Annotated in this window: 24 protein-coding genes; 6 read left to right on the plus strand and 18 right to left on the minus strand. The window is 62.8% G+C overall.

The window, feature by feature from the left end; genetic code table 11:
- Positions 1 to 236 (plus strand): hypothetical protein (locus EN824_RS28500; RefSeq protein ID WP_210235462.1); only part of this gene is annotated, 236 nt, incomplete at its 5' end.
- Between the two features lie 105 nt (positions 237 to 341).
- The gene (locus EN824_RS28505) at positions 342 to 959 is read left to right on the plus strand and encodes a MarR family transcriptional regulator (protein WP_135932939.1); all 618 of its coding nucleotides are present in this window, start codon (positions 342 to 344) and stop codon (positions 957 to 959) included.
- A 494-nt stretch (positions 960 to 1,453) separates the two neighbouring features.
- Here the strand turns inward: EN824_RS28505 and EN824_RS28510 are convergent, their stop codons facing one another.
- From EN824_RS28510 to trbB, 11 genes are read right to left on the minus strand one after another with little or no spacing between them, the layout of a single operon-like run.
- Positions 1,454 to 1,678 (minus strand): DUF2274 domain-containing protein, encoded by a 225-nt coding sequence (locus tag EN824_RS28510; RefSeq protein ID WP_135880872.1) that lies wholly within the window; start codon positions 1,676 to 1,678, stop codon positions 1,454 to 1,456.
- Between the two features lie 2 nt (positions 1,679 to 1,680).
- Positions 1,681 to 2,805 (minus strand): TrbI/VirB10 family protein, encoded by a 1,125-nt coding sequence (locus tag EN824_RS28515; RefSeq protein WP_135917500.1) that lies wholly within the window; start codon positions 2,803 to 2,805, stop codon positions 1,681 to 1,683.
- 26 nt (positions 2,806 to 2,831) lie between these two features.
- Positions 2,832 to 3,887 carry a P-type conjugative transfer protein TrbG gene (trbG, locus tag EN824_RS28520; RefSeq protein ID WP_135932940.1) on the minus strand — a complete coding sequence of 352 codons (1,056 nt, stop codon included), beginning with the start codon at positions 3,885 to 3,887 and terminating at the stop codon, positions 2,832 to 2,834.
- Positions 3,884 to 4,573 (minus strand): conjugal transfer protein TrbF, encoded by a 690-nt coding sequence (gene trbF / locus EN824_RS28525; RefSeq protein ID WP_135881149.1) that lies wholly within the window; start codon positions 4,571 to 4,573, stop codon positions 3,884 to 3,886. The genes trbG and trbF overlap by 4 nt, the downstream gene beginning before the upstream one ends.
- 4 nt (positions 4,574 to 4,577) lie before the next feature.
- On the minus strand, positions 4,578 to 5,951 hold the full coding sequence (gene trbL, locus EN824_RS28530; RefSeq protein ID WP_135932941.1) for a P-type conjugative transfer protein TrbL: 1,374 nt from the start codon (positions 5,949 to 5,951) through the stop codon (positions 4,578 to 4,580).
- 2 nt (positions 5,952 to 5,953) lie between these two features.
- Positions 5,954 to 6,280, minus strand: a complete 327-nt coding sequence (gene trbK-alt / locus EN824_RS28535) for a putative entry exclusion protein TrbK-alt (protein ID WP_135932942.1) — start codon at positions 6,278 to 6,280, stop codon at positions 5,954 to 5,956.
- An 11-nt stretch (positions 6,281 to 6,291) separates the two neighbouring features.
- Positions 6,292 to 7,050, minus strand: coding sequence for a P-type conjugative transfer protein TrbJ (gene trbJ / locus EN824_RS28540; protein ID WP_135932943.1), 759 nt, complete (start codon positions 7,048 to 7,050; stop codon positions 6,292 to 6,294).
- Positions 7,047 to 9,497, minus strand: a complete 2,451-nt coding sequence (gene trbE / locus EN824_RS28545) for a conjugal transfer protein TrbE (RefSeq protein ID WP_135932944.1) — start codon at positions 9,495 to 9,497, stop codon at positions 7,047 to 7,049. The genes trbJ and trbE overlap by 4 nt, the downstream gene beginning before the upstream one ends.
- Positions 9,498 to 9,507: 10 nt before the next feature.
- The gene (locus tag EN824_RS28550; RefSeq protein WP_135880879.1) at positions 9,508 to 9,789 is read right to left on the minus strand and encodes a VirB3 family type IV secretion system protein; all 282 of its coding nucleotides are present in this window, start codon (positions 9,787 to 9,789) and stop codon (positions 9,508 to 9,510) included.
- Positions 9,789 to 10,121 (minus strand): TrbC/VirB2 family protein, encoded by a 333-nt coding sequence (locus EN824_RS28555; RefSeq protein WP_135932945.1) that lies wholly within the window; start codon positions 10,119 to 10,121, stop codon positions 9,789 to 9,791. The genes EN824_RS28550 and EN824_RS28555 overlap by 1 nt, the downstream gene beginning before the upstream one ends.
- Positions 10,118 to 11,101 (minus strand): P-type conjugative transfer ATPase TrbB, encoded by a 984-nt coding sequence (trbB, locus tag EN824_RS28560; protein ID WP_135932946.1) that lies wholly within the window; start codon positions 11,099 to 11,101, stop codon positions 10,118 to 10,120. The genes EN824_RS28555 and trbB overlap by 4 nt, the downstream gene beginning before the upstream one ends.
- 187 nt (positions 11,102 to 11,288) lie before the next feature.
- Here trbB and EN824_RS28565 point away from each other — a divergent pair, with 187 nt between their 5' ends.
- The 3 genes from EN824_RS28565 to EN824_RS28575 are packed head-to-tail and all read left to right on the plus strand — an operon-like array spanning position 11,289 to position 13,574.
- Positions 11,289 to 12,149, plus strand: coding sequence for an amino acid ABC transporter permease (locus EN824_RS28565; RefSeq protein ID WP_245521033.1), 861 nt, complete (start codon positions 11,289 to 11,291; stop codon positions 12,147 to 12,149).
- Positions 12,139 to 12,798, plus strand: coding sequence for an ectoine/hydroxyectoine ABC transporter permease subunit EhuD (gene ehuD, locus EN824_RS28570; RefSeq protein WP_135932947.1), 660 nt, complete (start codon positions 12,139 to 12,141; stop codon positions 12,796 to 12,798). Before EN824_RS28565 ends, ehuD begins: the two co-directional genes overlap by 11 nt.
- Positions 12,798 to 13,574, plus strand: coding sequence for an amino acid ABC transporter ATP-binding protein (locus EN824_RS28575; protein ID WP_135932948.1), 777 nt, complete (start codon positions 12,798 to 12,800; stop codon positions 13,572 to 13,574). The genes ehuD and EN824_RS28575 overlap by 1 nt, the downstream gene beginning before the upstream one ends.
- A 74-nt stretch (positions 13,575 to 13,648) precedes the next feature.
- On the opposite strand, the gene EN824_RS28580 is transcribed toward EN824_RS28575, so the two are convergent.
- The 4 genes from EN824_RS28580 to EN824_RS28595 form a co-directional block, all read right to left on the minus strand.
- Entirely contained in the window at positions 13,649 to 14,347 is a 699-nt protein-coding gene (locus EN824_RS28580) for a response regulator transcription factor (RefSeq protein WP_135932949.1), read from the minus strand.
- Between the two features lie 118 nt (positions 14,348 to 14,465).
- Positions 14,466 to 15,080, minus strand: a complete 615-nt coding sequence (locus tag EN824_RS28585; RefSeq protein ID WP_135880885.1) for an acyl-homoserine-lactone synthase — start codon at positions 15,078 to 15,080, stop codon at positions 14,466 to 14,468.
- 66 nt (positions 15,081 to 15,146) lie between these two features.
- Positions 15,147 to 15,764, minus strand: a complete 618-nt coding sequence (locus tag EN824_RS28590; RefSeq protein WP_245521034.1) for a LuxR family transcriptional regulator — start codon at positions 15,762 to 15,764, stop codon at positions 15,147 to 15,149.
- Between the two features lie 279 nt (positions 15,765 to 16,043).
- Positions 16,044 to 16,310, minus strand: a complete 267-nt coding sequence (locus EN824_RS28595; protein WP_135932950.1) for a helix-turn-helix transcriptional regulator — start codon at positions 16,308 to 16,310, stop codon at positions 16,044 to 16,046.
- A 202-nt stretch (positions 16,311 to 16,512) separates the two neighbouring features.
- Here EN824_RS28595 and EN824_RS28600 point away from each other — a divergent pair, with 202 nt between their 5' ends.
- On the plus strand, positions 16,513 to 17,775 hold the full coding sequence (locus EN824_RS28600) for a threonine synthase (protein ID WP_135932966.1): 1,263 nt from the start codon (positions 16,513 to 16,515) through the stop codon (positions 17,773 to 17,775).
- Here EN824_RS28600 and EN824_RS28605 read toward each other — a convergent pair.
- The 3 genes from EN824_RS28605 to EN824_RS28615 all read right to left on the minus strand — a co-directional run bounded on the left by EN824_RS28605 (position 17,770) and on the right by EN824_RS28615 (position 22,283).
- The gene (locus tag EN824_RS28605; protein ID WP_135932951.1) at positions 17,770 to 18,843 is read right to left on the minus strand and encodes a PLP-dependent cysteine synthase family protein; all 1,074 of its coding nucleotides are present in this window, start codon (positions 18,841 to 18,843) and stop codon (positions 17,770 to 17,772) included. The two genes, EN824_RS28600 and EN824_RS28605, sit on opposite strands and share 6 nt — an antisense overlap.
- The gene (locus EN824_RS28610) at positions 18,837 to 19,775 is read right to left on the minus strand and encodes a kinase (RefSeq protein ID WP_135906837.1); all 939 of its coding nucleotides are present in this window, start codon (positions 19,773 to 19,775) and stop codon (positions 18,837 to 18,839) included. The genes EN824_RS28605 and EN824_RS28610 overlap by 7 nt, the downstream gene beginning before the upstream one ends.
- 126 nt (positions 19,776 to 19,901) lie before the next feature.
- Positions 19,902 to 22,283 (minus strand): transketolase, encoded by a 2,382-nt coding sequence (locus tag EN824_RS28615; RefSeq protein ID WP_135932952.1) that lies wholly within the window; start codon positions 22,281 to 22,283, stop codon positions 19,902 to 19,904.
- Positions 22,284 to 22,313 lie beyond the last annotated feature (30 nt).

Here is a 22,313-nt window from a genome sequence, read left to right on the forward strand (position 1 = left end):
CAATGATTGCTCCCGGGCGAAGCGCATCGATGAGCGCGAGCCGCGGGGAACTGCGCACAGAGGAGACGTTTCTCGTGAGTTACGCAGACCTGAGAGGGTTCATCGAGGCGCTCGACAACCAGGGCATGGAAGTCGACCTCGCATGTTTTCCTGTACAGCAGTGGCAAAAAGCGGCACCTGGCGTCGACACGGAAGCTGAAGAGGCGGCGCTGGCGTTCATCGACTGCTCTCCCTGATCGAAGCTCCGTTGCGGAGCATCTTAGGTACAATATATACCTACACTGTGTACCTTTCTAACGCGTTTGGCAAACGCAAATTTCGAGGCGAGGAGCGCAGCGCTCATGACCAATTCAAGGCATACACATGCACTCCAGCAGGGCAGCGCCGGACCCAGTGACCGCCGATCCGAGCGTTTCGTTCCAGCTGCGACCGTTTCGCACCCCGACCTCCTGCGCGATGGTAGCGATTATGAGTTTCGAGATACGATCCATCTGATGACACTCGCGATTGGTCGCCTTCTGATCTGTCGCGATGCGTTTGGAAGACGGGCCAACCTTACGGGGTCGCAGTTCGCTGTTCTTCTCGGCACCGCATATTGTGAGGGCTGCGACGGCGTGACCATAAGGAAGCTTTCAGAACACGTTCATCTAGCCCAGATGCACGTGACGACCGAGGTCGGTCGCCTCGTTCGCATTGGCCTTCTTAAAAAGAAGCCAAGCTCGAACGACCGACGGTCCGTGCAGGTCAGTCTCTCCGACAGCGGTCGCGATGCGGTGGCCCGACTCACCCCCTTCATTCGCACAGCTAACGATTTGCTCTTTGCAGGTGTCACACGATCGGAAATCGACTCGGTCCGCAACTTCTTCGCGAAGGTGGTTTCAAACAGCGAAGGCGCGATCTTCTTCGTCAAGAAGCGGCCCGAAAGCACCTTTCCCTCGCTGGTGCTCGCACCGACGTGATGGGCTTGGCCTAAGAGATGGGTGCTCGTTAAGTCGGGGCGCGCCAGGCGATAGCCGCCGGGCGGCAGTTCCGGCCTTATGCCGTGGTTAGAGCGTCAATGATATATTGATCGCGATATAAATAATGACAATAATTACGAAGAGCCCGATGAGCAAACCGCCAGCGGGCCGGCGGAAGTAAGATATCATCCGAGAATGCAAACCATGGCCGGCATTTGTGGTCATTTCTGTTTCAATACCATCCCTTGTGCCAAAACTTCCCATAAATGAGCCAGAACCAGATACTAGCGTAAGTTCTTGGTTTCTCAAAGCTCGCGAGAACGGCCGTGGTCAGGTTGCGAAAGTCCACGCGTTGCAGATGAACTCGTAGGGTGTCAGACCCTTGAGGGTCTTGAGCTACGGGCAAAGTTGGCTGCCTACGGGAGGAACCGGTCAGAGCAGTGAACCGTGCTGCCCTTTGGCATTGCTCGTTTCGCCTTGCGGCGAGGTGACCCTCAACCTTTTCGCTCCTGCTTGGCTCTGGCAAAGCCCCGATCCGTCGCGATAAATCGCTCAAGCATGGGCACAATCAGGCGAAGGGGATCGGCGGAAGGCTGACCCGCGTCGCGGCCAAGGATCTCAGCATATCTGGACAGATCGCGGTGCAGCGGCGCCGGCAGTTCCACTGTGACCTTGACCGGCTTGTCGTCTGCAATCGGACCGAGTTTCAGCTTGGCCATTTTCAGCCTCCGTAGGGTTCGAGCACGAGATCGCGCGTAACGACGACACGCACATTAACGCCCGGCCGTATCGTCAGCGTCGGTGCGATGTTGAGTTGGCGCTGGACGATTTGCTGGCCCACCTGGCTGAGGCTGTCGGAGGCGCCGCCGCGCAAGGCGCGCACGATGTCACTTTCCTGGCCGGACGAGCCGGCCTCCGCGCCAACGCTGAGGATGGTGGTGAGTGCGGCCGCCTTGAACAGCTCGGCCCAATGGTAGTCGACGCCGTCCTCAAGGCCGGCATAGCCTTGGGCGTCAGTGCCGGGCTGGCGTTCAAGGACAATGGAACGTCCGTTGGGAAAGACCAGCCTGCTCCAGACAAGCAGCACGCGCCGCTGGCCGAAGCCGACCCCATTGTCGTACTGGCCAATGACACGCGTGCCTTGCGGGATCAGCAGCGAGCGACCCGTCGGACTGTCATAGACATTTTCGGTCACCTGCGCGGTGATCTGACCAGGCAGATCGGAACGGATACCGGTGATGAGGGCCGCCGGGATGACGGCCCCTGCCTGGAGCACATAGGGCGATGCCGGCGGCGTGACGCGATCCGGCGTCACGGTGCGCCGATCAGCGGCCGCATTCAGAAAGCCAAGCTGGCGGTCTTGTGTGGTCGACTGGCCGACCTGACCGGCAAGCTCGGGGCCGCCAAGGTTCGCCGGAGAAGTTCCCCCGGGCGGGGTTTCGGCCATCGCGGTTGACTGCCCTGTCTGGAAGAAGACGCGCGAGGTTCGGGCCGCCTCCTCTTCGGCCCGCCGGCGCTGTTCCGCCTCATCGACCATGGGTGTCGCGATCGTTGGCGGCACGACGGGCTGTCCCTTGTTCTGGGCATCAAGCATCGGCCGGCCAAGATCGCCAGGCAGTGGCGGTCCAAGAACAGGGCCGGTATAGTCGCGCGGCAGGCTGGCCAGTCCGTCGGCGGGCTGCCTGTTGGACGTCGAGTAGAGCTCGTCGCCATGCCTGCCGGTTTCGCTCGTCTGAAGCGCGTAGATCAGCGCGCCGCCGACGCCAAGCGATGCACATAAGCTGATGCCGGCGAGCACTTTGCGCGACAGGCGGGTGACACGCGGCGGATCGGCGCGAAGCTGCATCGGCGCAGCCGGTATTTCGTTCTCGTTCACGAGTGCTCCCCTCCCCTTTGACGAAATGCGTTCTTTGCATTCGGCACGGCGTTGGCGCCTGACATCCACAGGCCTCTCCTCGTGGCATCGGTGCGGACGATCCTGACGGTCTGTTGCCGCTTGCCACTGCCAAGCCGCAATTCCCCGGCGCCAAAGAGTCGGTCGACGATCAGGGTGTTCTGGTAGACGCGGCTGTTGGCAATCTCGGCCTCGCCGTCCGGGCCGATGACGAAGATGGGCGGCATCTCGCCTTGCACGATCCCGCGTGGAAACTCGACATAGACCCGCCTGCCGTCGTCATAGACGGTGACGGGTCTCCAGGGGGGCGCGTCGCCGGTGAGACCATAGCGGTAGTTGCGTGCGGTGATGGCGGGAATCACCGGTGTCGCGGGGATCGCCCGCGCTTGTCCGGCCGGCGGCGCCGGATAGGCCCATGACACGGCGGGCATGTACGGCTTCTCGCCCGATCGCAGCTCGATCATGTAGCTGCGCCGGTCGGTGGTGATGACGAGATTGGTGTTGATGTCCGAGCGTGAAGGCTTGACCAGCACGTGGACGCGCCTGGTGACGCCCGCTCCGCTTTCGGTGTCGCCGATGATCCAGCGCGCGGTATCGCCCGCCGCGATCGGACCTTCGCCGGTCAGGCTTTCGCCAGGCTCAAGCGCGATGTCCGTTATCTGTCCTGGAGCGGCATAGACCTGATAAAGGGCTCCTTCACTCCAGGGATAAATCTGAATGGCGTTGTAATAGCCCTCACGACGCGGCTGGACTCGCGCCGCCGCGTTGGCGTTCTCGACGCGCGCCATCGGCGTGCTGCCGGCGACACCGCCGCGGGCCGGGACCCACCCTGGTGGAACGTGCAGCGGCTTTGGCCTTTCATCGAGCCCGGCTGCCGGAGCGGCGGGCAAAGGCGGCACGTAGGCATCATAGGAGATCTGAGGTGGTTTCTGAGGTGTGGCGCAACCGGCAAGTATGGAGCCCGATAACAACACCACGGCAAACGCCGACCTTGTCAAAGCCGGAGTGGCGATGACACACAATGGCAGGTTCATTGGCTCATCTCCCGGGACCAGTTGATGGCGTTGACGTAGATGCCGAGCGGATTGGCCCGAAGACGTTCGGCGTCGTTTGGCATTTGTGTCACGATCGTCAGGATCGCGGTCCAGCGCTCGGTGCCGGAAAGCTGGCCGTTTTCGTAATGGTGCTCGATCCAGGCAACACGAAAGGAGCCCGGTGAGGCCCTGATGACCGAAGAGATATCCACCGCGACCTGCTGCTTGCCGACCCTGGAGAAAGGGTCGTTGGCGCGGGCGTAATCGTTGAGCGCCGCGGCGCCCTGGTCGGTGGTCCAATCATAGGCGCGCAGCCAGTCCTGGCGCAGGATGATCGGATCGGCGGGGATGGAGCGCACCTGTTCGACAAAGCGGGCGAGATGCCACGCTATCTGAGGATCAGTCGGCTTATAATCCGCGATCGCGGGCGCGGTCGCTTGAACCTGGCCCATCTTGTCGACCTGCACGACCCAGGGCACGACAGTGCCGCGGCCCAATTGCCAGACCAGTGACGTGGAAAGGCCTGCCGACAAGATGAGCGACCCGAACGCCATGGCGCGCCAGTTGCGTGCCTGCACGCGAGCAGACCCGATGCGCTCATCCCAGATCTGCTCCGCCTTCTGATACGGGGTTTCCGGTCGAGGAGTCTTGCCGTAGTGAACGTCGGGTCGCCTAAAGATATTCATCTTGTCATTTGCCTTCAGAAAGAGAAATCGAAGCTCCGCCGCCATGGCTGTCGCCGGCGCGTACCGCGTGGGCCGCGGTCTGGGCGCCGTGAGAGAGGCGTTGAGAGCGCTGCAAGCGTCTGGCCCATTCCGGCTGTCCGTGCGTGCCGGATGGCTTGCCCGCGCCGGACGCAGACGCCGCGGCTGACAACGCGGCGCCGCCGATCGTTCCCATGGTGGTCGACGAACCGCCGTGGATTTCAGCCGCCGAACTGGCGCCGGAGGCGAAGCTGGACTTAAACGATTGACCGGTGTTTGCGGCAGCGCGCTTGAGAGGAGAGGAGGCTGCCGCAGCGCCAGCACGCGCAATGCCGCCCAAGCCGGAGGCGATGCCTGCCGCGCCAGCTTGGCCGCCTGCGCCAAGCGTGTAAGCGGCCGAGGCGCCACCAGCGAGTGACGTGCCGCCACGCGCGGCTGACATTGCGCCCGCGAATGCGGCTGTCCCACCTCGCGCCGCCAGGCCGGCTGCGCCATGGCCAGCAACCGCCATGCCGCCCGCGGCAAGGCCGGTGCCGACAGCCGCACCGGCGCCAAGCTGCGGTCCACCCGAGACGAGGCCGTTGGCGATGCCGGGGCCGAAGATGCCGAGGCCAAGCAGCGACAGCGCCGCCAATACGATCGCCATGGCTTGGTCGATGGTGGGGCTCTCACCGCCGAAGCCTTGGGTGAATTCGCCGAAGAGCGTCGATCCGATGCCGATGACGACGGCAAGCACCAGAACCTTGATGCCGGACGAGATGACGTTGCCCAGCACGCGCTCGGCCATGAAGGCAGTCTTGCCGAAGAGGCCGAAGGGGATCAGCACAAAGCCGGCCAGCGTCGCCAGCTTGAACTCGATCAGAGTCACAAAGAGCTGTACCGCCAAGATGAAGAAGGCGAGCAGGACGAGCGCCCAGGCAAAGAGCAGGCAAGCAATCTGGATGAAGTTTTCAAAGAAGGAGACGTAGCCCATCAAACCGGAGATCGCCTCAAGCAAGGGTCGTCCGGCGTCGAGACCGGTTTGCGCCACCCTGCCAGGGTGCAGTAGGTCCTGTGCCGAGAAGCCGGTGCCACTCGCCTTGAGACCAAGACCGGAGAAGCTCTCGAACACGATCTGAGCGAGACCGTTCCAGTTGGATATCAGATAGGCGAAGACACCGACGAAGAGCGTTTTCTTGACGAGCCGCGCAAGAATGTCGTCATCAGCGCCCCAGCTCCAGAAGAGCGCGGCAAGCGTCACGTCGATGACGATCAGCGTGGTGGCGACGAAGGCGACCTCGCCACCGAGGAGGCCGAAACCGCTGTCGATGTAGCGGGTGAAAGTGGCCAGGAATTGGTCGATGACACCTGTATTGCCCATGTCTATTGATCCCAGCGCACGGCAGCATCTGGAGACTGCGAAGCGTCCGGCTCGCCTATCGAACGCCCCGATGGCTCTTTGAGACCGAGGAAGCGATCGCGCTGTTCGGCCCATAGCCGCGCGCATCCATCGTCACGCAGGGCAGCTTCACCGAGGACCTGGCAGCGGCGCAGACCATCGCGAAGCGGGTTCGGCATCAAGCCTGCGGTTGTGTGCGCGCGCTCGCCCGCCGGCTTGGTCTCCTTCCGGCTCGTACCGAGCGCGGCCGCCGTGACGGCGGCCGCGACAAAGATGACAGGCACAATGCGAGCGAGCGTTTTGCCGTCCATGGCCTTCGATCTCAGCGGTTGAACATCTGGGCCGAGCCGGCCTCGTAGCCGGAGCCTGGCGCCAGGAAGCGGCGGCGTTGCTCGCGGCCCTGATCGACCGCGGCGGCACGTTCGGCCTCGCTCAGAGCCTGGGCGCGGCCGTTGGCGGCGACCACAGCGGTCAGGTCCGCGAGCTGCTGGCCCTGGAGCGCAAGCAGCTGATTGCCAGCTTGCGTCGCCTGCAGCGCTCCGGTCGCCGATTGGCTGGCGCCGACCAGCGCCGACATCTGCGCGCGGCCGGTCTCGATGTTTCCAACGACGCCCGCCTGGATGCGCATGGCGTCCTGAAGGCCGCCCACCGTGTTTTGCCAGCGTGAGCGCGCGTCCGTGACGAGCTGCTGGTCGGAAGCAGAGAGTGAGACGCTGCCGTATTGCTGCTGAAAGGCCTTGTCGACCTGCTGGACGTCGAAGGCGATGTTCTGTGCCTGCCCGAGAAGCTGTTGCGTGCGTTGCACCGACTGTTGCAGTTGCTGCAGCGAGGACAAAGGCAGGCTCGCCAGGTTACGCGCCTGGTTGATCAGCATCTGGGCCTGGTTCTGAAGCGAGGTGATCTGGTTTGTGATCTGCTGCAGCGAACGCGCGGCCGTCAGAACATTCTGGGAATAGTTCGATGGATCAAACACGATGAAGGCATACGCTGGCGCAGTCATCATCGGCGGGATGGCGACCGGCGCGGCGAGCATCGCCGCGACCAGAAAGATGGCGCGAGGGCGGCTTTGATGAACATTCATGGTTGCGGATTCTTTTCAGGTTCGGGAAGGGTGAGGTTGGGAATGAGGTCGGCGGCCCAGCCGACGTCACGGGCACGCAGCCAGGCCGCCAGGAAGCCGTGGCGGCCATGCTCGGCAATGATGCTGCCGATCAGGGCCTGATCGCTCTTCGAGGACGCGGCGCAAAGTGCCAGCCCGACCTCGGACAGGCCGAGCTCGAAGAGACGGTTGCCGCGACGGGACTGGCAGTAGTAATCGCGCTTGGGTGTCGCTCGTGCCAGGATTTCGATCTGGCGGTCGTTCAGGCCGAAGCGGCGATAGATGGCGGTAATCTGCGGCTCAACCGCGCGCTCATTGGGCAACAGCAGCCGGGTTGGACAGCTTTCGATGATCGCCGGCGCAATGGCCGAATTGTCGATATCGGCAAGTGACTGGGTGGCGAAGACGACGCTGGCGTTCTTCTTGCGCAGCGTCTTCAGCCACTCGCGCAACTGCCCGGCAAACCCCTCGTCATCGAGGGCAAGCCAGCCTTCGTCGATGATGAGCAGCGTTGGACGCCCGTCGAGCCGATCGCCGATGCGGTGGAACAGATAGGACAGGACAGCCGGCGCGGCTTGCGTGCCCACCAGTCCTTCGATCTCGAAGGCCTGCACGGATGCCTGGCCGAGGTGTTCGGCCTCGGCGTCGAGCAATCGTCCGTGAGCGCCTCCGACACAGTAGGGGCGCAAAGCCTGTTTCAGGTCATTGGCTTGCAAGAGGACACTGAGCCCGGTGATGGTGCGCTCCTCGACGGGAGCCGAGGCAAGCGACGTCAGCGCCGCCCAGATATGCTCCTTTGCGTCCGGGGTGATCTGGATGCCCTCGCGCATCAGGATCGCAACGATCCAGTCAGCCGCCCAGGCGCGCTCATATGTGTCATGAACCCGGGCAAGCGGCTGCAGCGAAACGGAGGCGTCCACGCCTTCGGTGAGGTGCCCTCCGAGATCGTGCCAGTCGCCACCCATGGCGAGCGCCGCGGCGCGGATAGAGCCGCCGAAATCGAAGGCGAATATCTGAGCTTTGCGGTAGCGGCAGAACTGCAGCGCCATCAGCGCCAGCAGCACAGACTTGCCAGCGCCAGTGGGGCCGACGACCAGCGTATGACCGACGTCGCCGACATGAAGAACCAACCGGAACGGGGTCGAGCCTTCGGTCTTGCCGTAAAGCAAGGGAGGACTGACCAGATGCTCGTCCCGTTCCGGTCCCGCCCACACGGCAGACAGCGGCATCATGTGGGCGAGATTGAGCGTTGAGATGGGAGGCTGACGGACGTTGCCGTAGGCGTGCCCGGGCAAGGAACCGAGCCAGGCGTCGACGGCGTTGACGGTCTCGGCAATCGCCGTGAAGTCGCGGCCCTGGATGACCTTCTCGACAAGCCGCAATTTCTCGTCGGCCACGCGCGGGTCGCAATCCCATATGGCGACTGTCGCGGTGACATAGGCCATGCCCGCCATGTCGGCGCCGAGTTCCTGCAACGCCGTGTCGGCGTCGGCCGCCTTGTTGGCGGCATCGGTGTCGAGGAGGGCTGACGCTTCGTTGGTCATCACCTCCTTGAGGATCGAGGCGATGCTCTTGCGCTTCGCAAACCATTGCCGCCTTATCCTGGTCAACAGTCGGACAGCGTCGACCTTGTCGAGCAGGATGGCGCGGGTCGACCAGCGGTAGGGGAAGGCCAGGCGATTGAGGTCATCAAGCAGGCCGGGTGTCGTAGCGGTCGGGAAGCCAACAATCGAAAGCACGCGAAGATGCTTGTCGCCAAGTCGTGGCTCGAGCCCGCCGGCGAGCGGTTCATCGGCCAGCAGTGTATCGAGATAGATCGGCGTCTCGGGAACACGAACCTTATGGCGTTTGGTCGAGATCGTCGAATGCAGGTAGGTGAGCGTTTCGCCGTCATCGAGCCAGTGGCATTCCGGCATGAACCCGTCGAGCAGGGACAGTACGCGCTCCGTCCGGTCGACAAAGGCGCGCACGATCTCGCCCGGATCCGCGTCCGACTGGTCGCGACCCTCATAAAGCCACCCCTCGGCACGTGTGGCGTCTTCGGGCGGTGGCAAAAACAGGAATGTGAGAAAGTAGCTCGATACGAAATGAACCCCCTCCTCGTCAAAATCGGCTTTGCGCTCGGCATCGAGCAGGCTGGAGGCCGCATTGTGAAACTGGCTCTCGGGATAGGAGGCGGCTTCGTGCCGCTGCGCTTCGACAAAGACGCTCCAGCCCGAGCCGAGGCGACGAAGGGCATTGTTGATGCGCGACGCCACCGCAACCAGCTCCGCCGCGACGGCGGAGTCGAGATCAGGGCCGCGAAATCGCGCTGTGCGCTGAAAGCTGCCATCCTTGTTAAGCACGACGCCCGGCGCGACGAGTGCTGCCCAAGGCAGATAGTCGGCAAGGCGAGCAGCGGTCCGGCGGTATTCGGCAAGGCTCATCATGGCGGCGCCCTCAAACCAAAAGATGTCCAGGCAGCCGCAGGTGCCTGCGCCCAACCTCGAAAAACAGCGGATCGCGCCTGGCGGCCCATACCGCCGTGAGATGTCCGATTGCCCAGATGAGGAGACCGACCAGCCACAGCCGCAGCCCAAGGCCGACAGCGCCCGCCAGCGTGCCATTCAGGATCGCGATTGCGCGCGGCGCGCCGCCGAGCAGGATCTGCTCCGTCAGCGCCCGGTGGACGGGCACCGTCCACCCCGGCACCGCGTCGAGTTGTTCAAGAGCGGTTGTCATCAGATCAACGCTCCGCCGCCGAACGAGAAGAACGACAGGAAGAAACTCGACGCCGCAAAGGCGATCGAGAGGCCAAAAACGATCTGGATGAGCCGCCTGAAACCGCCTGAACTGTCGCCGAAGGCCAGCGTCAGGCCGGTGACGATGATGATGATGACGGCCATGATCTTGGAGACCGGTCCTTCGACCGACTGCAGGATCTTTTCGAGTGGCTGTTCCCACGGCATCGAGGAGCCTGACGCATGGGCGCTCGACGCGACCAGGAGATTGACGGCAAGGGCGGTGGCTCCTGCGGCCAGGTGGCCGTGGCAGCGTGCAAGGAGGCGGATCATGAGGTTTCTCCTGGGTTGATCGGTGTGGCTTCAGCAATGCGATAATCGCCGTCGGGGCCAAGACCCTCGACCCGGACGAGCTCGCTCAGCCGTCGCGCGACGCCACGTCCCGACAGGACGGCAACGAGGCCGATCGTGTCGGCGATCAATGCGCGCGGCACGGTGACGACGGCTTCCTGGATAAGCTGCTCAAGGCGGCGCAGGGCGCCGATGCCGGAGCCCGCATGAAGGGTGCCGATACCCCCGGGGTGCCCGGTCCCCCATGCCTTCAAGAGGTCGAGGGCCTCGGCGCCGCGCACCTCGCCGATGGGGATGCGGTCGGGCCGCAAGCGCAACGAGGAGCGCACCAGGTCGGAGAGTGTGGCGACGCCATCCTTGGTGCGCATGGCGACAAGGTTGGGGGCGGCGCATTGCAGTTCGCGGGTGTCCTCGATGATGACGACCCGATCCGTCCCTTTTGCCACTTCGGCGAGCAGCGCGTTGGTCAGGGTCGTCTTGCCGGTCGATGTGCCGCCGGCGACGAGGATGTTCAAGCGCGCGGCAACCGCGGCGCGCAATATCGCGGCCTGACCGTCGGACATGATGCCTGCCGCGACATAGTCATCGAGCGTGAACACGGCCACGGCGGGCTTGCGGATCGCGAAGGCGGGTGCTGCGACGACGGGCGGCAACAGACCTTCGAAACGTTCGCCGGTTTGCGGCAACTCAGCCGACACGCGCGGGGAACGGGAATGAACCTCGGCGCCGACATGATGGGCGACCAGGCGCACAATGCGCTCGCCAGCGGCAGGGGCCAGCGTTTCCCCGGTATCGGCCAAACCGTCGGAAAGCCGATCCACCCAGATCCGGCCATCCGGGTTCAGCATGACCTCGACGATCGCGGGATCGTCGAGAAACCGGGCGATGGCGGGTCCGAGCGCGGTGCGCAGCATACGCGAGCTGCGCGCGCGTCCTTCGGTATCGTTGTGCGAGATGGCCATCCTGTCCCCGTTGCGCCGGGGACATGTCAAGCAGTCCCCGGTCGGGGACGATCAAAACAGCCCTGAAGCGGTCCGATTCAACGGGTTTCAGCCGTCATCGTAGCGTAGCGTGCAATTACCGGCCAACGGCGGCGCCGCTGGCCGCGGCGGTATAATATGAACTTTGTCAATAATAAGTACATCTTTATTGACACGCGACTCCTGCCGGGTTTATGAGGGAACCACCGATGGTCTGCTCCTACAGGCATCGTTCTTTCCACGGCGCGGAGGGTGTCATGAGGTCCGGTCCGGAGGGCGCGATTTCTCGGCGCAAAACCGCCCTCCTCAGGTACGCCGACACTATACTGACATCGTCGCCGCCCGCCTCAACAAAGAATGGTGGCACCCCGTGAGCATGCTCGAGATCTGGCTGGGCATTCTGCAAGGGCTGGGCATCACCGCAGAGGTCACCGCCTATGGCCTGGTCTTTGCGATCCCCTTCGCGCTCGTCTTCGGCGTCGCGCAGTTTTTGACCACCGGCATGACGCGCTTTCTGGTTACCGCCGTGATCGAATTCTGGCGCAGCTCAGCGGTCGTCGTCCTGCTCTTCTTCTTTTATTACGTGCTGCCGGTGATGGGGGTCACTCTGTCGGCGCTGACCGTCAGTGCATTGGTGCTCGGTCTCAACACCGGCGGCTATGCCAGCCAGGCGGTTCGCGCCGGGCTGCAGTCTGTGCCTGCCGGCCAACGCGAGGCCGGCATGGCGCTCGGCCTCCCGCGCCCGGCGATCCTGCTCCTGATCGAGCTGCCGCAGGCCTTGGTCGCGATGAGCCCAACCTTCGTCAACAACCTTATCCAGCTCGTCAAGGCGACTTCCCTCGTCTCGCTGGTCACGCTGACGGACATGACCTTCCGCGCCAAGGAAATCGCGCAGACCGACTACGACCCCGTCGCGATCTATTCGGCGCTGCTGCTGGCCTTCTTCGTCGTCTGTTATCCGATCGCACTTGCCGGCCGCTGGCTCGAGGCGCGGGTCAATCCTGAAAGAGGAACGCCGCGTGGGATTTAACTTCGATTTCGCACTATCGACCGTCCCGACGATCATCGGGGCGATCGGAACGACCCTGCTCGCAACGGTCTTGAGTTGCCTCGGCGCATCAGTGCTTGGCTTCACTTTCGAGATGATCCGCCGCGGGGGCGGTGCGACTGGCCTCGTCGTCCGCTTCCTGATCGACTTCATCCGCTCGACGCCGGTTCTGGCCGGGCTCTATTTCCTGTATTTCGTCCTGCCCTTCTACGGGATCCGGCTTGGCGCCATGACGGTCGGCATACTGGGGCTGAGCCTGTACTACAGCGGCTATCTGGCGGAGGTGTTCAAAGCGGGCATCGACGCGATCCCGAAAGGCCAGCAGGAAGCGGCCAGAGCCTTGTCGCTAACACGCCGCGACACGGTCGTTTTCGTCATCGCGCCGCAGATGTTGCGCAACGTCGCCGCACCGTTGGGCAACTATCTTGTTTCGATCCTCAAGGCGACGCCTTATCTCGCGATCCTGGCCGTGCCCGAAATGCTCGGGCGCGCCTTCGATATCGCGTCCGAGACCTATCGATACGCGGAGCCGCTGACGATTGCCGGCATACTGTTTCTCGCCTTGGCGCTGCTCATTGCGTATGGCGTAAAGCGCATCGAGCAGCGCCTGCTTGCTGCTGGACGCCGCTGATGCTGGCTCAAGCCCCACATCCAGCCCAGCCCGTTCAATCCATCCCTCATGTCCGGATCGACGGCCTCAACAAATGGTTCGGCGCCCTGCAGGTTTTGAAAGACATCGATCTGACGGTTGGAGCGGGCGCACGGATCGTCGTTTGCGGACCGTCCGGTTCCGGCAAGTCGACCTTGATCCGCTGCATCAACGGTCTCGAGCCTTTCCAGAAGGGAACGATTCAGTTCGAAGCAGCAATTCTGGACAAGGATGGCCGCGATGCCAGGAAGGCGCGCCGGCAGACAGGCATGGTATTTCAGAGCTTCAACCTGTTTCCGCACCTCACCGTGCTCGCCAACTGCACGCTGGCGCTGCGCCGGGTTCTCCTGAAACCGGCACGGGAGGCCGAAGAGATCGCCATGCAGCATCTGACAGCGGTGCACATCCCCGAAAAGGCGCAGGCCTACCCGGCCCAGCTCTCGGGCGGTCAACAACAACGGGTGGCGATCGCGCGCGCGCTTTGCCTCAATCCCCGCATCATGCTGTTCGACGAACCCACCTCGGCGCTCGACCCGGAAATGATCAAGGAAGTCCTCGACGTCATGATCGCGCTGGCGGGAAGCGGCATGACCATGGTCTGCGTGACCCATGAGATGGGTTTTGCACGCGAAGTCGCCGATGAGATCGTTTTCATGGACGACGGCCGCATCCTCGAGCATGCCTCGTCCAAAGACTTTTTCTCAGCGGCCGCTCACCCACGCGCCCGGCTGTTCCTGGATACCATCTTGAGCCATTGAGAGCCGACGCGTGTGGACCCCGCGTGCCGGCAATCGGCGCGCAACCGCGCCACATGTCGGAAGTCCCGACCAGGTCACCACTCCGGTGCGAACGCGTAGCCAGCCGAGCGGACCGTCCGGATCACGTCGCTTCCCACGGACGCCCGAAGCCTTTTGCGTAGCCTGGCTATATGAACGTCGACGCCCCGCACGTCGGTTGCGGCGGCATGTTCAGGCCACGCGGTCGCGACCAGTTCCTCGCGGCTGAAGACCTTGCCAGGCTGCGCCAAAAGGCTGCGCAAAAGCTTGAACTCGATCGGTGGCATCACGATTTCTTTTTGCCTGAAGAATGTCCGGTGAGTCTGCCGATCCAGCCGAAAATCGCCCTGCACCAGCTCACCCGAGTCTGTTTCGCGCGATAGCTTCGCAAGGCCTGCTCTGCCATGCAGCCAGGCCAGAAGCTGTTCGGGGGCGAACGGCCGCGAAAATATCTCGTCGACGCCAGCCTTGATCAAGTCGAGATGCAGCTTGCCAGAACGCGGGGCAACCAGGCTCACGACCGGAGTCCCTTTGGTCGCAGCGCCAGACTTCAGCCAGGCGCACTGTTTGACCACTGCACGGTCGCCTGGATGGCAGTCCATGATCACGGCAAGCGGGGATGCCGCCTCGATGGCGCGTGCGATTTCCCGGTCTCCCGTAATCAGTTGAATCTCGAAGCCAGCTACCGACAGTATGTGGCCGAAAACCAGGAAAAAATCCGGGTCCTTCGAGGAGATCAGGACCAGCGGCTTCATGAGTCCATCAACCGAGTTCGATACATCATAAGGCTGACTACCGCGCAAATGGGCGCGATGACAATATACCCTGACGATCGACGCCTCGCGGGCTTTCCGCAAGTGCCTGGTTATGAGCCTAGATGTTGTCGGCAAGTATGACGCCGCTGATGCCGTAAGCGCGGCGCGTCTGTTCAACAGCCTCGGGCGTGACATCGATCAGCAGCGCGATGATATCGCCGTCGGGATGTTCAAGAGCTTCGCCGAGCTCGATCAGCGTCCAGCCAAGCGCGCGCAGCCGTTTTGGCCAGAATGTCTCGCAAACCACGCTGATCTGTCGAATCCCAAGGCTTTGCGCGGTCTCGAGCAGGCCGCAAAGAACAATGCCGGCGATCGGCGACGGGGCGCCTTGTGTGCGAAGCGATGGAACGACGAAGAAACGCGTCCATTCGAAGATTCCAGCTGCTCTCGGAGGCCTGCCGCCGGCGAGACCCGGGAAGACCTCGCTCATGAGATGCGGCTCCAGCGTCGGCAAGAGACGGGAGCCGCCTACGATCTTGCCGTTGGTGTCAAGCGCGAGAACATATAGCGTATGCTCGTTGTCGAAGGCGTCGATCTCGATGTTGATGGGCCGTGCGACGTCGCGCCAACGCCTCTGCTTGACGTAAATCTCGTACCGTATCCGAAAGTAGCGTTCCAGAACTTTCCGGTAGCGCTTCCTGTTATCCCAAGTGACCAGATGCATACGAACCATGACGCCTCCAGGCGGAGGGTCGTAGGAAAATGAACTTGCGGTACGTATGACGGTATTCAGGTATTGCTAAATCTGGATTTCCTGCCGTCGCAGCGCCTTGACGATGGCGTGCGCGACATTGATCGCGTCGAGCTTTGCTCGAATGTTGCGCTGATGGCTTTCAACCGTGTTCCTGGTAACACCGAGGATACAAGCGATATCCTCTGTGGATTTGCCTTGTGCGCTCCACTCCAGGAGTTCGCGCTCGCGCGCCGTCAAGGGCGTGGGCTCATCGCCATCGCCGGGCGTTCCCAGCCCTGAGAGGCTGCGAAAGGTGTGCACGCAAAGCGTTTCGATAAGGGGCATGGCGCTTGGCGGAACGTCCATCCGGTCACTCGCCATCGTGACGACGCCGGGCCCGGCCAATGGGACATGAATCGGGACGCAGATACCTTCTTTCATCCCGAACTCGGCCGCCTCGTCCATCACCAGCTTCGCGCGTGCAACCAGCCTTGCGGACGGCAGCTCGCCCCATCGGAAAGGCTCTGGCGAGTGCCGGCACTGGGCGACACAAGGATCGTGCAAGAAATATTCCTCGGTGACATAGCGACGATGCCATTCAGGAGACCAGCCATCAGCAAGGATCTCACGCTGCCAGTCCGTACCGTGCGGCACAGGCAGTCCGGTGATCAGAAAATTGCGCAATCCCTAGCGCTCCATGGCTAAGCGGAACGCCTGAAGGATTGCATCAGCCGACCGCGCGGTGTCGATCTTCGTGATCGCCGCAAAAAGGTCGATAACAGTCTCGTTCTCCATCGGTAGACCTCAACCACAGTCAGGCCCTACCCCGCGGAACAACCTATGGCTGTCTAGACACCACCTTCAATGGGACAAGCATCGAATGTACACTAAAGGAGTCAATCGCGTATCACAAAGACGAGATAAGTGAAAATCTTACCAGTACTGCATCGAGGACGTGCGGCTTCATCCATTCAACTTTGAAGTCGCCTGCTTCGTCACCCGAATGGCTCGCTTGTTTGCCGGGCTCGCTGAAACCAACTCTTGTGGCTCGACATTCAACGCCTTGGCCAGAATTTCGACTGTATCCAGCGTGGCGTTGCGCCGCCCGGCCTCGACGCTGCTGATATAGGCGCGCGTGCGGCCCGAAACAAAAGACAACTGCTCCTGAGAGAGTTTTCTTTCTCTCCGAAGCCGCTGCACGTTCAGACCAAAAACGGCGCGAAGTTTCATCAAACAACGGATGCTACGGCGCGCACTATGGTGCGACACACTATAGTGCACATTCCGCATTGACAGCCGTGCTCTTGGCTGTTTGAAACAACCAGCGAATTCATCGTTTCCTTGACAAGGAATAGCCATGACGAGCCGGCCGTTTCGCGACCTCGCGCACGACATGTCCGCGCAGTCCTCAGGCGAGATTAGCCGTCCCGGGATGGACAAGAGCCGGGTCCTGGAACTCGTTTGCATCCGATGCGGCGCTTCCTACCCCGCCGAAGTCACCATCGACTCCAGGGGATGCGCGCGCTGCCAAGACACCGCGCCGGCAAATCTTGCGCCCGTCTATGCCACTCCGCAGCCTCACCCTTTAACCGGCGCCACCAGCTCGCGCTCGCTGTGGCGTTTTGCGCATATGCTGCCTTGCACAGAAGCCGAGGCGGTGAGCCTCGGCGAGGGTCTGACACCTTTGCTTGCCACGCCGCGCATCGGCGCGTTTCTCGGCGTGCCGGATCTTGCAATCAAGGATGAAGGCAGAAATCCGACCTGGTCGCACAAGGACCGCTTCTCGACCATCGCGGTCAGCGTGGCGCGCGCACGTGGTTCTAAAGTCGTCGCCACCGCCTCGTCGGGGAACGCCGGCGCTTCGCTGGCGGCCTACGCTGCCCGAGCCGGGCTCAAATGCGTCGTCACCACTTTCGCGGGATCGGCCGGCGCGATGTTGGCGCAGATCCGCAAATATGGTGCGACGGTCCTGCCCTTGGTCAGCAAAATGGACCGATGGTCGCTGCTTGAACAGGCAGCGGCCCGTTACGACTGGTTCATCGCATCGCCCTATCACGGTCCGGTCGTCGGCAGCCATCCACTCGGCATCGAGGGCTATAAGACGATCGCCTATGAGATCGTCGAGCAATCGGACGGCACGGCGCCAGACTGGTGCGTCCTGCCCGTCTGCTACGGCGATGCCTTGTCCGGTGTGTGGGCTGGCTTTTGCGAGCTGTTCGCGCAAGGGTCGATCACGCGCCTGCCTCGTCTCGTCGCGGCGGAGGTGCATGGGTCGCTGGCGGACGCTCTGGCCAGCGGCGCCGATGCGTTGAGTGAACGCAAGATGCTTTTCGACAGCCTTGCCGTATCGATCGGCACGCCGCGCAGCACCTTTCAGGCGCTGAAGGCGCTGCGAGAATCCGGCGGACACGCCGTCCCCGTCAGCAATCACGGCCTGATTGCGATGCAGGAGCGCCTTGCGCGGGACGAAGGTATCTTTGCCGAACTGGCGTCGGTCACGCCGCTGATGGCGATATCGACGTTAAAGGACCAAGGTGTCATCGCAGCCACAGACCGCGTCGTGGCCGTCGTGACAGCCAGCGGCCTCAAGGACCTCGATCGGTCCACCGGATCGAACGAACACGATCACGTGTTCCAGACGACGGACGATGCCTGGCGCTGGCTCGACAAAAACGGGCCGGATTTCGTTTCATAGATTTTCCGGGGCGCCAATCGCCGATGGCACCTCGCTTGGCGCCTGCGTTTTCAGCACGTCGTCGAGGCTGCGACGAAGCCAGAGAAAGCGCGTCCATTGCGATTCCGCAGCCGGCGCGATGGTCGTCAGCGTCCTTGGCTGGGCCAGTTCCTTGCAGGGCCAGCCAGGCAGAACCGCAAGCCAGTCGTCATTGTAGACGGTCTCGGCATGGCGATGGCCTTCGTCAGGCATGATGACCGCCACTTGCGCATCCGAAAGTGTCGTTGCAACCCATTGCGCCACCAACGCGGCGGCGCCGCTGGTCGGCCCCATGAAGAGGCCGTGCTCGCGCAGCAAACGATGCGCGGTCCTGTACGCCGGATAGGCGCCAACCCAATGGATCTCGTCGACAAGTTCATGCCTGACATTCTTCGGCAAAACGCTGTTGCCCAGGCCCCGCAGCATGCGTTTGCCGACGGGCTGTCCAAACAGGATGCTGCGATGGGTATCGACGGCAAACACCGTCAGATGCGGAAAGACCGTTCGCAAAAAGGACGCGGTGCCGCAGAGCGAGCCGCCCGTACCGACGCAGCCGACCAGGCAGTCGACCTTGCCCATCGCCCGGATGAAGAGTTCGGCCAGCCGCGCATAGGCAAGCCAGTTGCCCGGACTGTCGTATTGGCGTGTCCAGAAGCCGTCCGGCTCGTTGGCCAGGATTTCCTGGAGGCGCTCCAGCCGGCCTGGCTGATTGCCGTCGCCGCGCGGATCGTCAAGGGCGATAACCGTGGCGCCGATGCGTTCCAGGCGGGCTTTGTATTTGGCATCGATCAGCGTTGAAGCGGTGACGAGCGTAAGGCGATAGTCACGCGCCGCCGCCAGCAGCGCCACCGCCATGCCAAATGTGCCCGACGTGGTCTCGACAATGTGGGAGCCTGCCTTCAGTTCCCTATTAGACGCTGCCCGATCCAGAATGTAGCGGGCCGGCATCAGTTTCATCAGCGGGAACGCAGCGGCGACGAGATTTGGTGCCAGGCGCGCAAGGCGCGGGGTCTCAAGGTCCCTGAAATAGTCCACGTCGAGGCTTACCATGTCCAACCCTCCGCATTGACGTGATGGACTTCAACGTCCTTAAAGCCGGCACGCCTTATCTGCTGCGCGACCAAGGCCGCCCGACGCTTGAGATTGGGTGTGAACAGATCGAAAATCAGACCAAACAGCGAGCCGCTATGGGCGACTTGCACGCCGCAGGCCCCGGTTCTCCTGGCAATTTCGGCGATCTCGTCTAACCCCTGTTTCGGCAGGTGCCGTTGACTGATCACGGCGCTTGCCGATGCGGCGCGTCCGAGAAGATTGGGATCCTGAAGACGAACCGCCCGTGCCACCATCGCCCGAAGCACGCCGAATTCCTGGATTTCGGCACTGTCGTAGCGCGCCGGTGGCAGCTGCAATGTGTCGACCGGGACCCCGTCATTTGCCTTGAAGCCGACCAGAAGCAGCGGCGGCAGGGAGCCGCCGAAATTCTCGATCACCGTGCCTTCTCGTTGCGCGAACAGCACCGCGTGGTCGTCGAAGGCGATGGCGTCGCTGGCGCGCTCAGCGGCAACAGCGAGACGACCGATGCTCGACGGCCGCAGGTGGATATTGAGCGCTGCGGCGACTGCGCGAATGGAAGCGACGACGTCCGCAGTCGATGAGCCGTAGCCGTGCCCCACAGGGATCGAGCTTTGGAGCGTCAGCACGCCACCGCCGTCGACCTTCAGGAATTCGAGCGTGAGCCGCGCGGCGGTCGCCGCCTTGACCTTGTGATCGGGGTGGACAACGATCGCATCGCCGTCGCTCCTGGCAAAGCTCGCCTCCGATCTCAACCCGGCAAGCGGCAGCGTGACGAGCCCGCGATGCAGGCGCCCGCCATCATCCTTGAAGACGCCCTGGATGAGTTCGCCGTGATGCGCAATCGCCGCTGCCGTACCCACCGTCGACCGCAAAGTTTCATGCCTCGTAAGATCGCCGGTCCCAGCCATTTCTCCTCCCCCACGCTTTCTCGAAGCGCGGGAGGATGGCGCCGACAGCTGGTACCTGCCCTCAAGGAATTCCGGTATTGACAGCGTCCTATCGAGCGAGCCGGGATGCGATGCGTGATGGGTTCGTCAGGCGGCGGAGCCCAGGTGCCGAAGCGGCCGGCCTGCCGAAACCGATTGCACTGCTGCCATGATCCCTTGCGCATCGATCCCGTAGTGCCGGTAGAGATCCGCGATCGTGCCGGTCTGGCCAAAATGCTCGACGCCGAGGGCGCGCGTGCGGTGGCCATAAACCGACCCCAGCCAGGCCAGCGTCGCGGGATGCCCGTCCAACACCGTCACGATGGCGCAGGAGGCCGGAAGACCGGCCAGCAGGCGCTCAACATGACTGGTGGCACCCGGATTGCCATACTGGCGCGCCCGGCTCGCGGCTGACCAGCCAGCGTTCAATCGATCTGCCGAGGTCACGGCCAGAAGCCCGACATCGCGCCGGTCGCCGGCCATCAGCCCCAGTGCCTGCACCGCCTCCGGCGCGACCGCCCCCGAAAAGGCGATGACCACGTCGGCGTTCGGCCCTGGTTTGCGCAGCCAGTAGGCGCCATCCACGATGTCGCGCGCGGGCGGTCCCTTGGCCTGGCGCGTCGGTTGCTCGATCGACCGCGTCGAGAGCCTGAGGTAGACCGAACCTCCAGTCTGATCGCGCAGCCAGCTATGGTCGTCGGGCTCGGCCTCGCCGGAACGCTGCATATAGTCGAATGCCCAACGCAGGATGACGGCCAGCTCATCGACATAGGCCGGCTCGAACGTCGCCAGCCCATCCTGCGCCATGCCGATCAGCGGCGTGGCGATCGACTGATGCGCGCCTCCCTCGGGCGCCAGCGTCACACCGGAAGGCGTCGCCGCCAGGATAAAGCGTGCATCCTGATAGCAGGCATAGTTGAGCGCATCGAGGCCACGCTCGATGAACGGATCGTAGAGGGTTCCGACTGGAAGCAGACGTTGGCCGTTGAGCGAGTGCGACAGACCCAGCGCCGAAAGCATCGTGAAAAGGTTCATCTCGGAGATGCCAAGTTCGATGTGCTGTCCCGACGGCGAGAATGTCCAGTTGAAGGTGGAGGGTATGCGCTCCTCTCGGAAAATGTCTGCCCGACCAGCGCGCGCGAACAGACCGCGCTTGTTCACCCAGGCGCCAAGATTGGTCGAGACCGTGACGTCGGGAGACGTGGTGACGACACGCTTGGCAAAATCGCTGTTTGATTTTGCGATCTCGTGCATCAAAAGGCCGAAACCTTGTTGTGTCGACATCGAGACCTGTGCGCTCCAAGGTATCTGTGCCGGCACGGGTACGGCTGGGGCTTTATGGCGACGGGTGGCTGCCTGGGCGAAAGGCGACGACGCCAGATAGGACCGGATCGCGGCCTCATCGTATGCAAGGCCCTCGAACATCTCCCATTCACGCCCCTGGCCGACACCCATGCCTTGCCGCAGCGCGTCGACTTGCGCCGGTGTCATCAATCCGGCGTGATTGTCCTTGTGGCCGGCGAGCGGCAGGCCGAAGCCCTTGATCGTGTAGGCGATGAAGCACGTCGGACGATCATGCCCGCGCGCTGCCTCAAAGGCATCGACGATGCTTGCCAGATCATGGCCGCCGAGATTTGCCATCAAGGCGGCAAGGTCTTCGTCGCTGCGCTTCTCGATCAGGCGGGTGACCGGTCCCTGATCACCAAGGTCGTCCAGAAGGCGCCGGCGCCATGCGCCGCAGCCCTGGAAGGTCAGCGCGGAATAGAGCTGATTGGGGCATGCATCGATCCAGGACCGCAGCTTTTCGCCGCCCTCTTCCTCGAAGGCCGCCTGTTGCAATGTCCCATGTTTCAGGATCACCACATCCCAGCCGAAGTTGCGAAAGATGGACTCGAAGCGCTGCCACAGGCCTTCGCGCACCACCGCATCAAGGCTTTGCCTGTTGTAGTCGACGACCCACCAAGTGTTGCGCAGGCCGTGCTTCCAGCCTTCGAGAAGAGCCTCGAAGATATTGCCTTCATCCATTTCGGCGTCGCCGAGAAGGGCGATCATCCGGCCTTCCGGCTGGTCCGCATTCCAGCCTTTTGCGCTGACATAATCCTGGACCAGGGAGGAGAACAGGGTCTGCGCCACGCCCAGTCCGACCGACCCGGTCGAGAAATCGACATCGTCGATATCCTTGGTTCGTGACGGGTAGGACTGCGCGCCGCGATAGCCGCGAAAATTCTGCAGCTGCTCGAGCGTCTGCCTGCCGAACAGATACTGGATGGCATGGAAAACCGGGCTGGCATGCGGCTTAACGGCAACGCGGTCTTCAGGCCTGAGGATCTGGAAGTAGAGCGCCGTCATCAAGGTCGAGGCGGACGCCGAGGACGCCTGATGTCCGCCGACCTTGAGGCCGTCCTCCGACCCGCGAACATGATTGGCATGATGGATCATCCAAACAGCCAGCCACAGAACCTTGCGTTCAAGTTCGGAAAGGATCGTCATCGTCGGCTCCCGTGAAATCGGCTCAACGAT

The organism is Mesorhizobium sp. M8A.F.Ca.ET.181.01.1.1 (genome assembly GCF_004792025.1).
Taxonomy (GTDB): Bacteria; Pseudomonadota; Alphaproteobacteria; order Rhizobiales; family Rhizobiaceae; genus Mesorhizobium.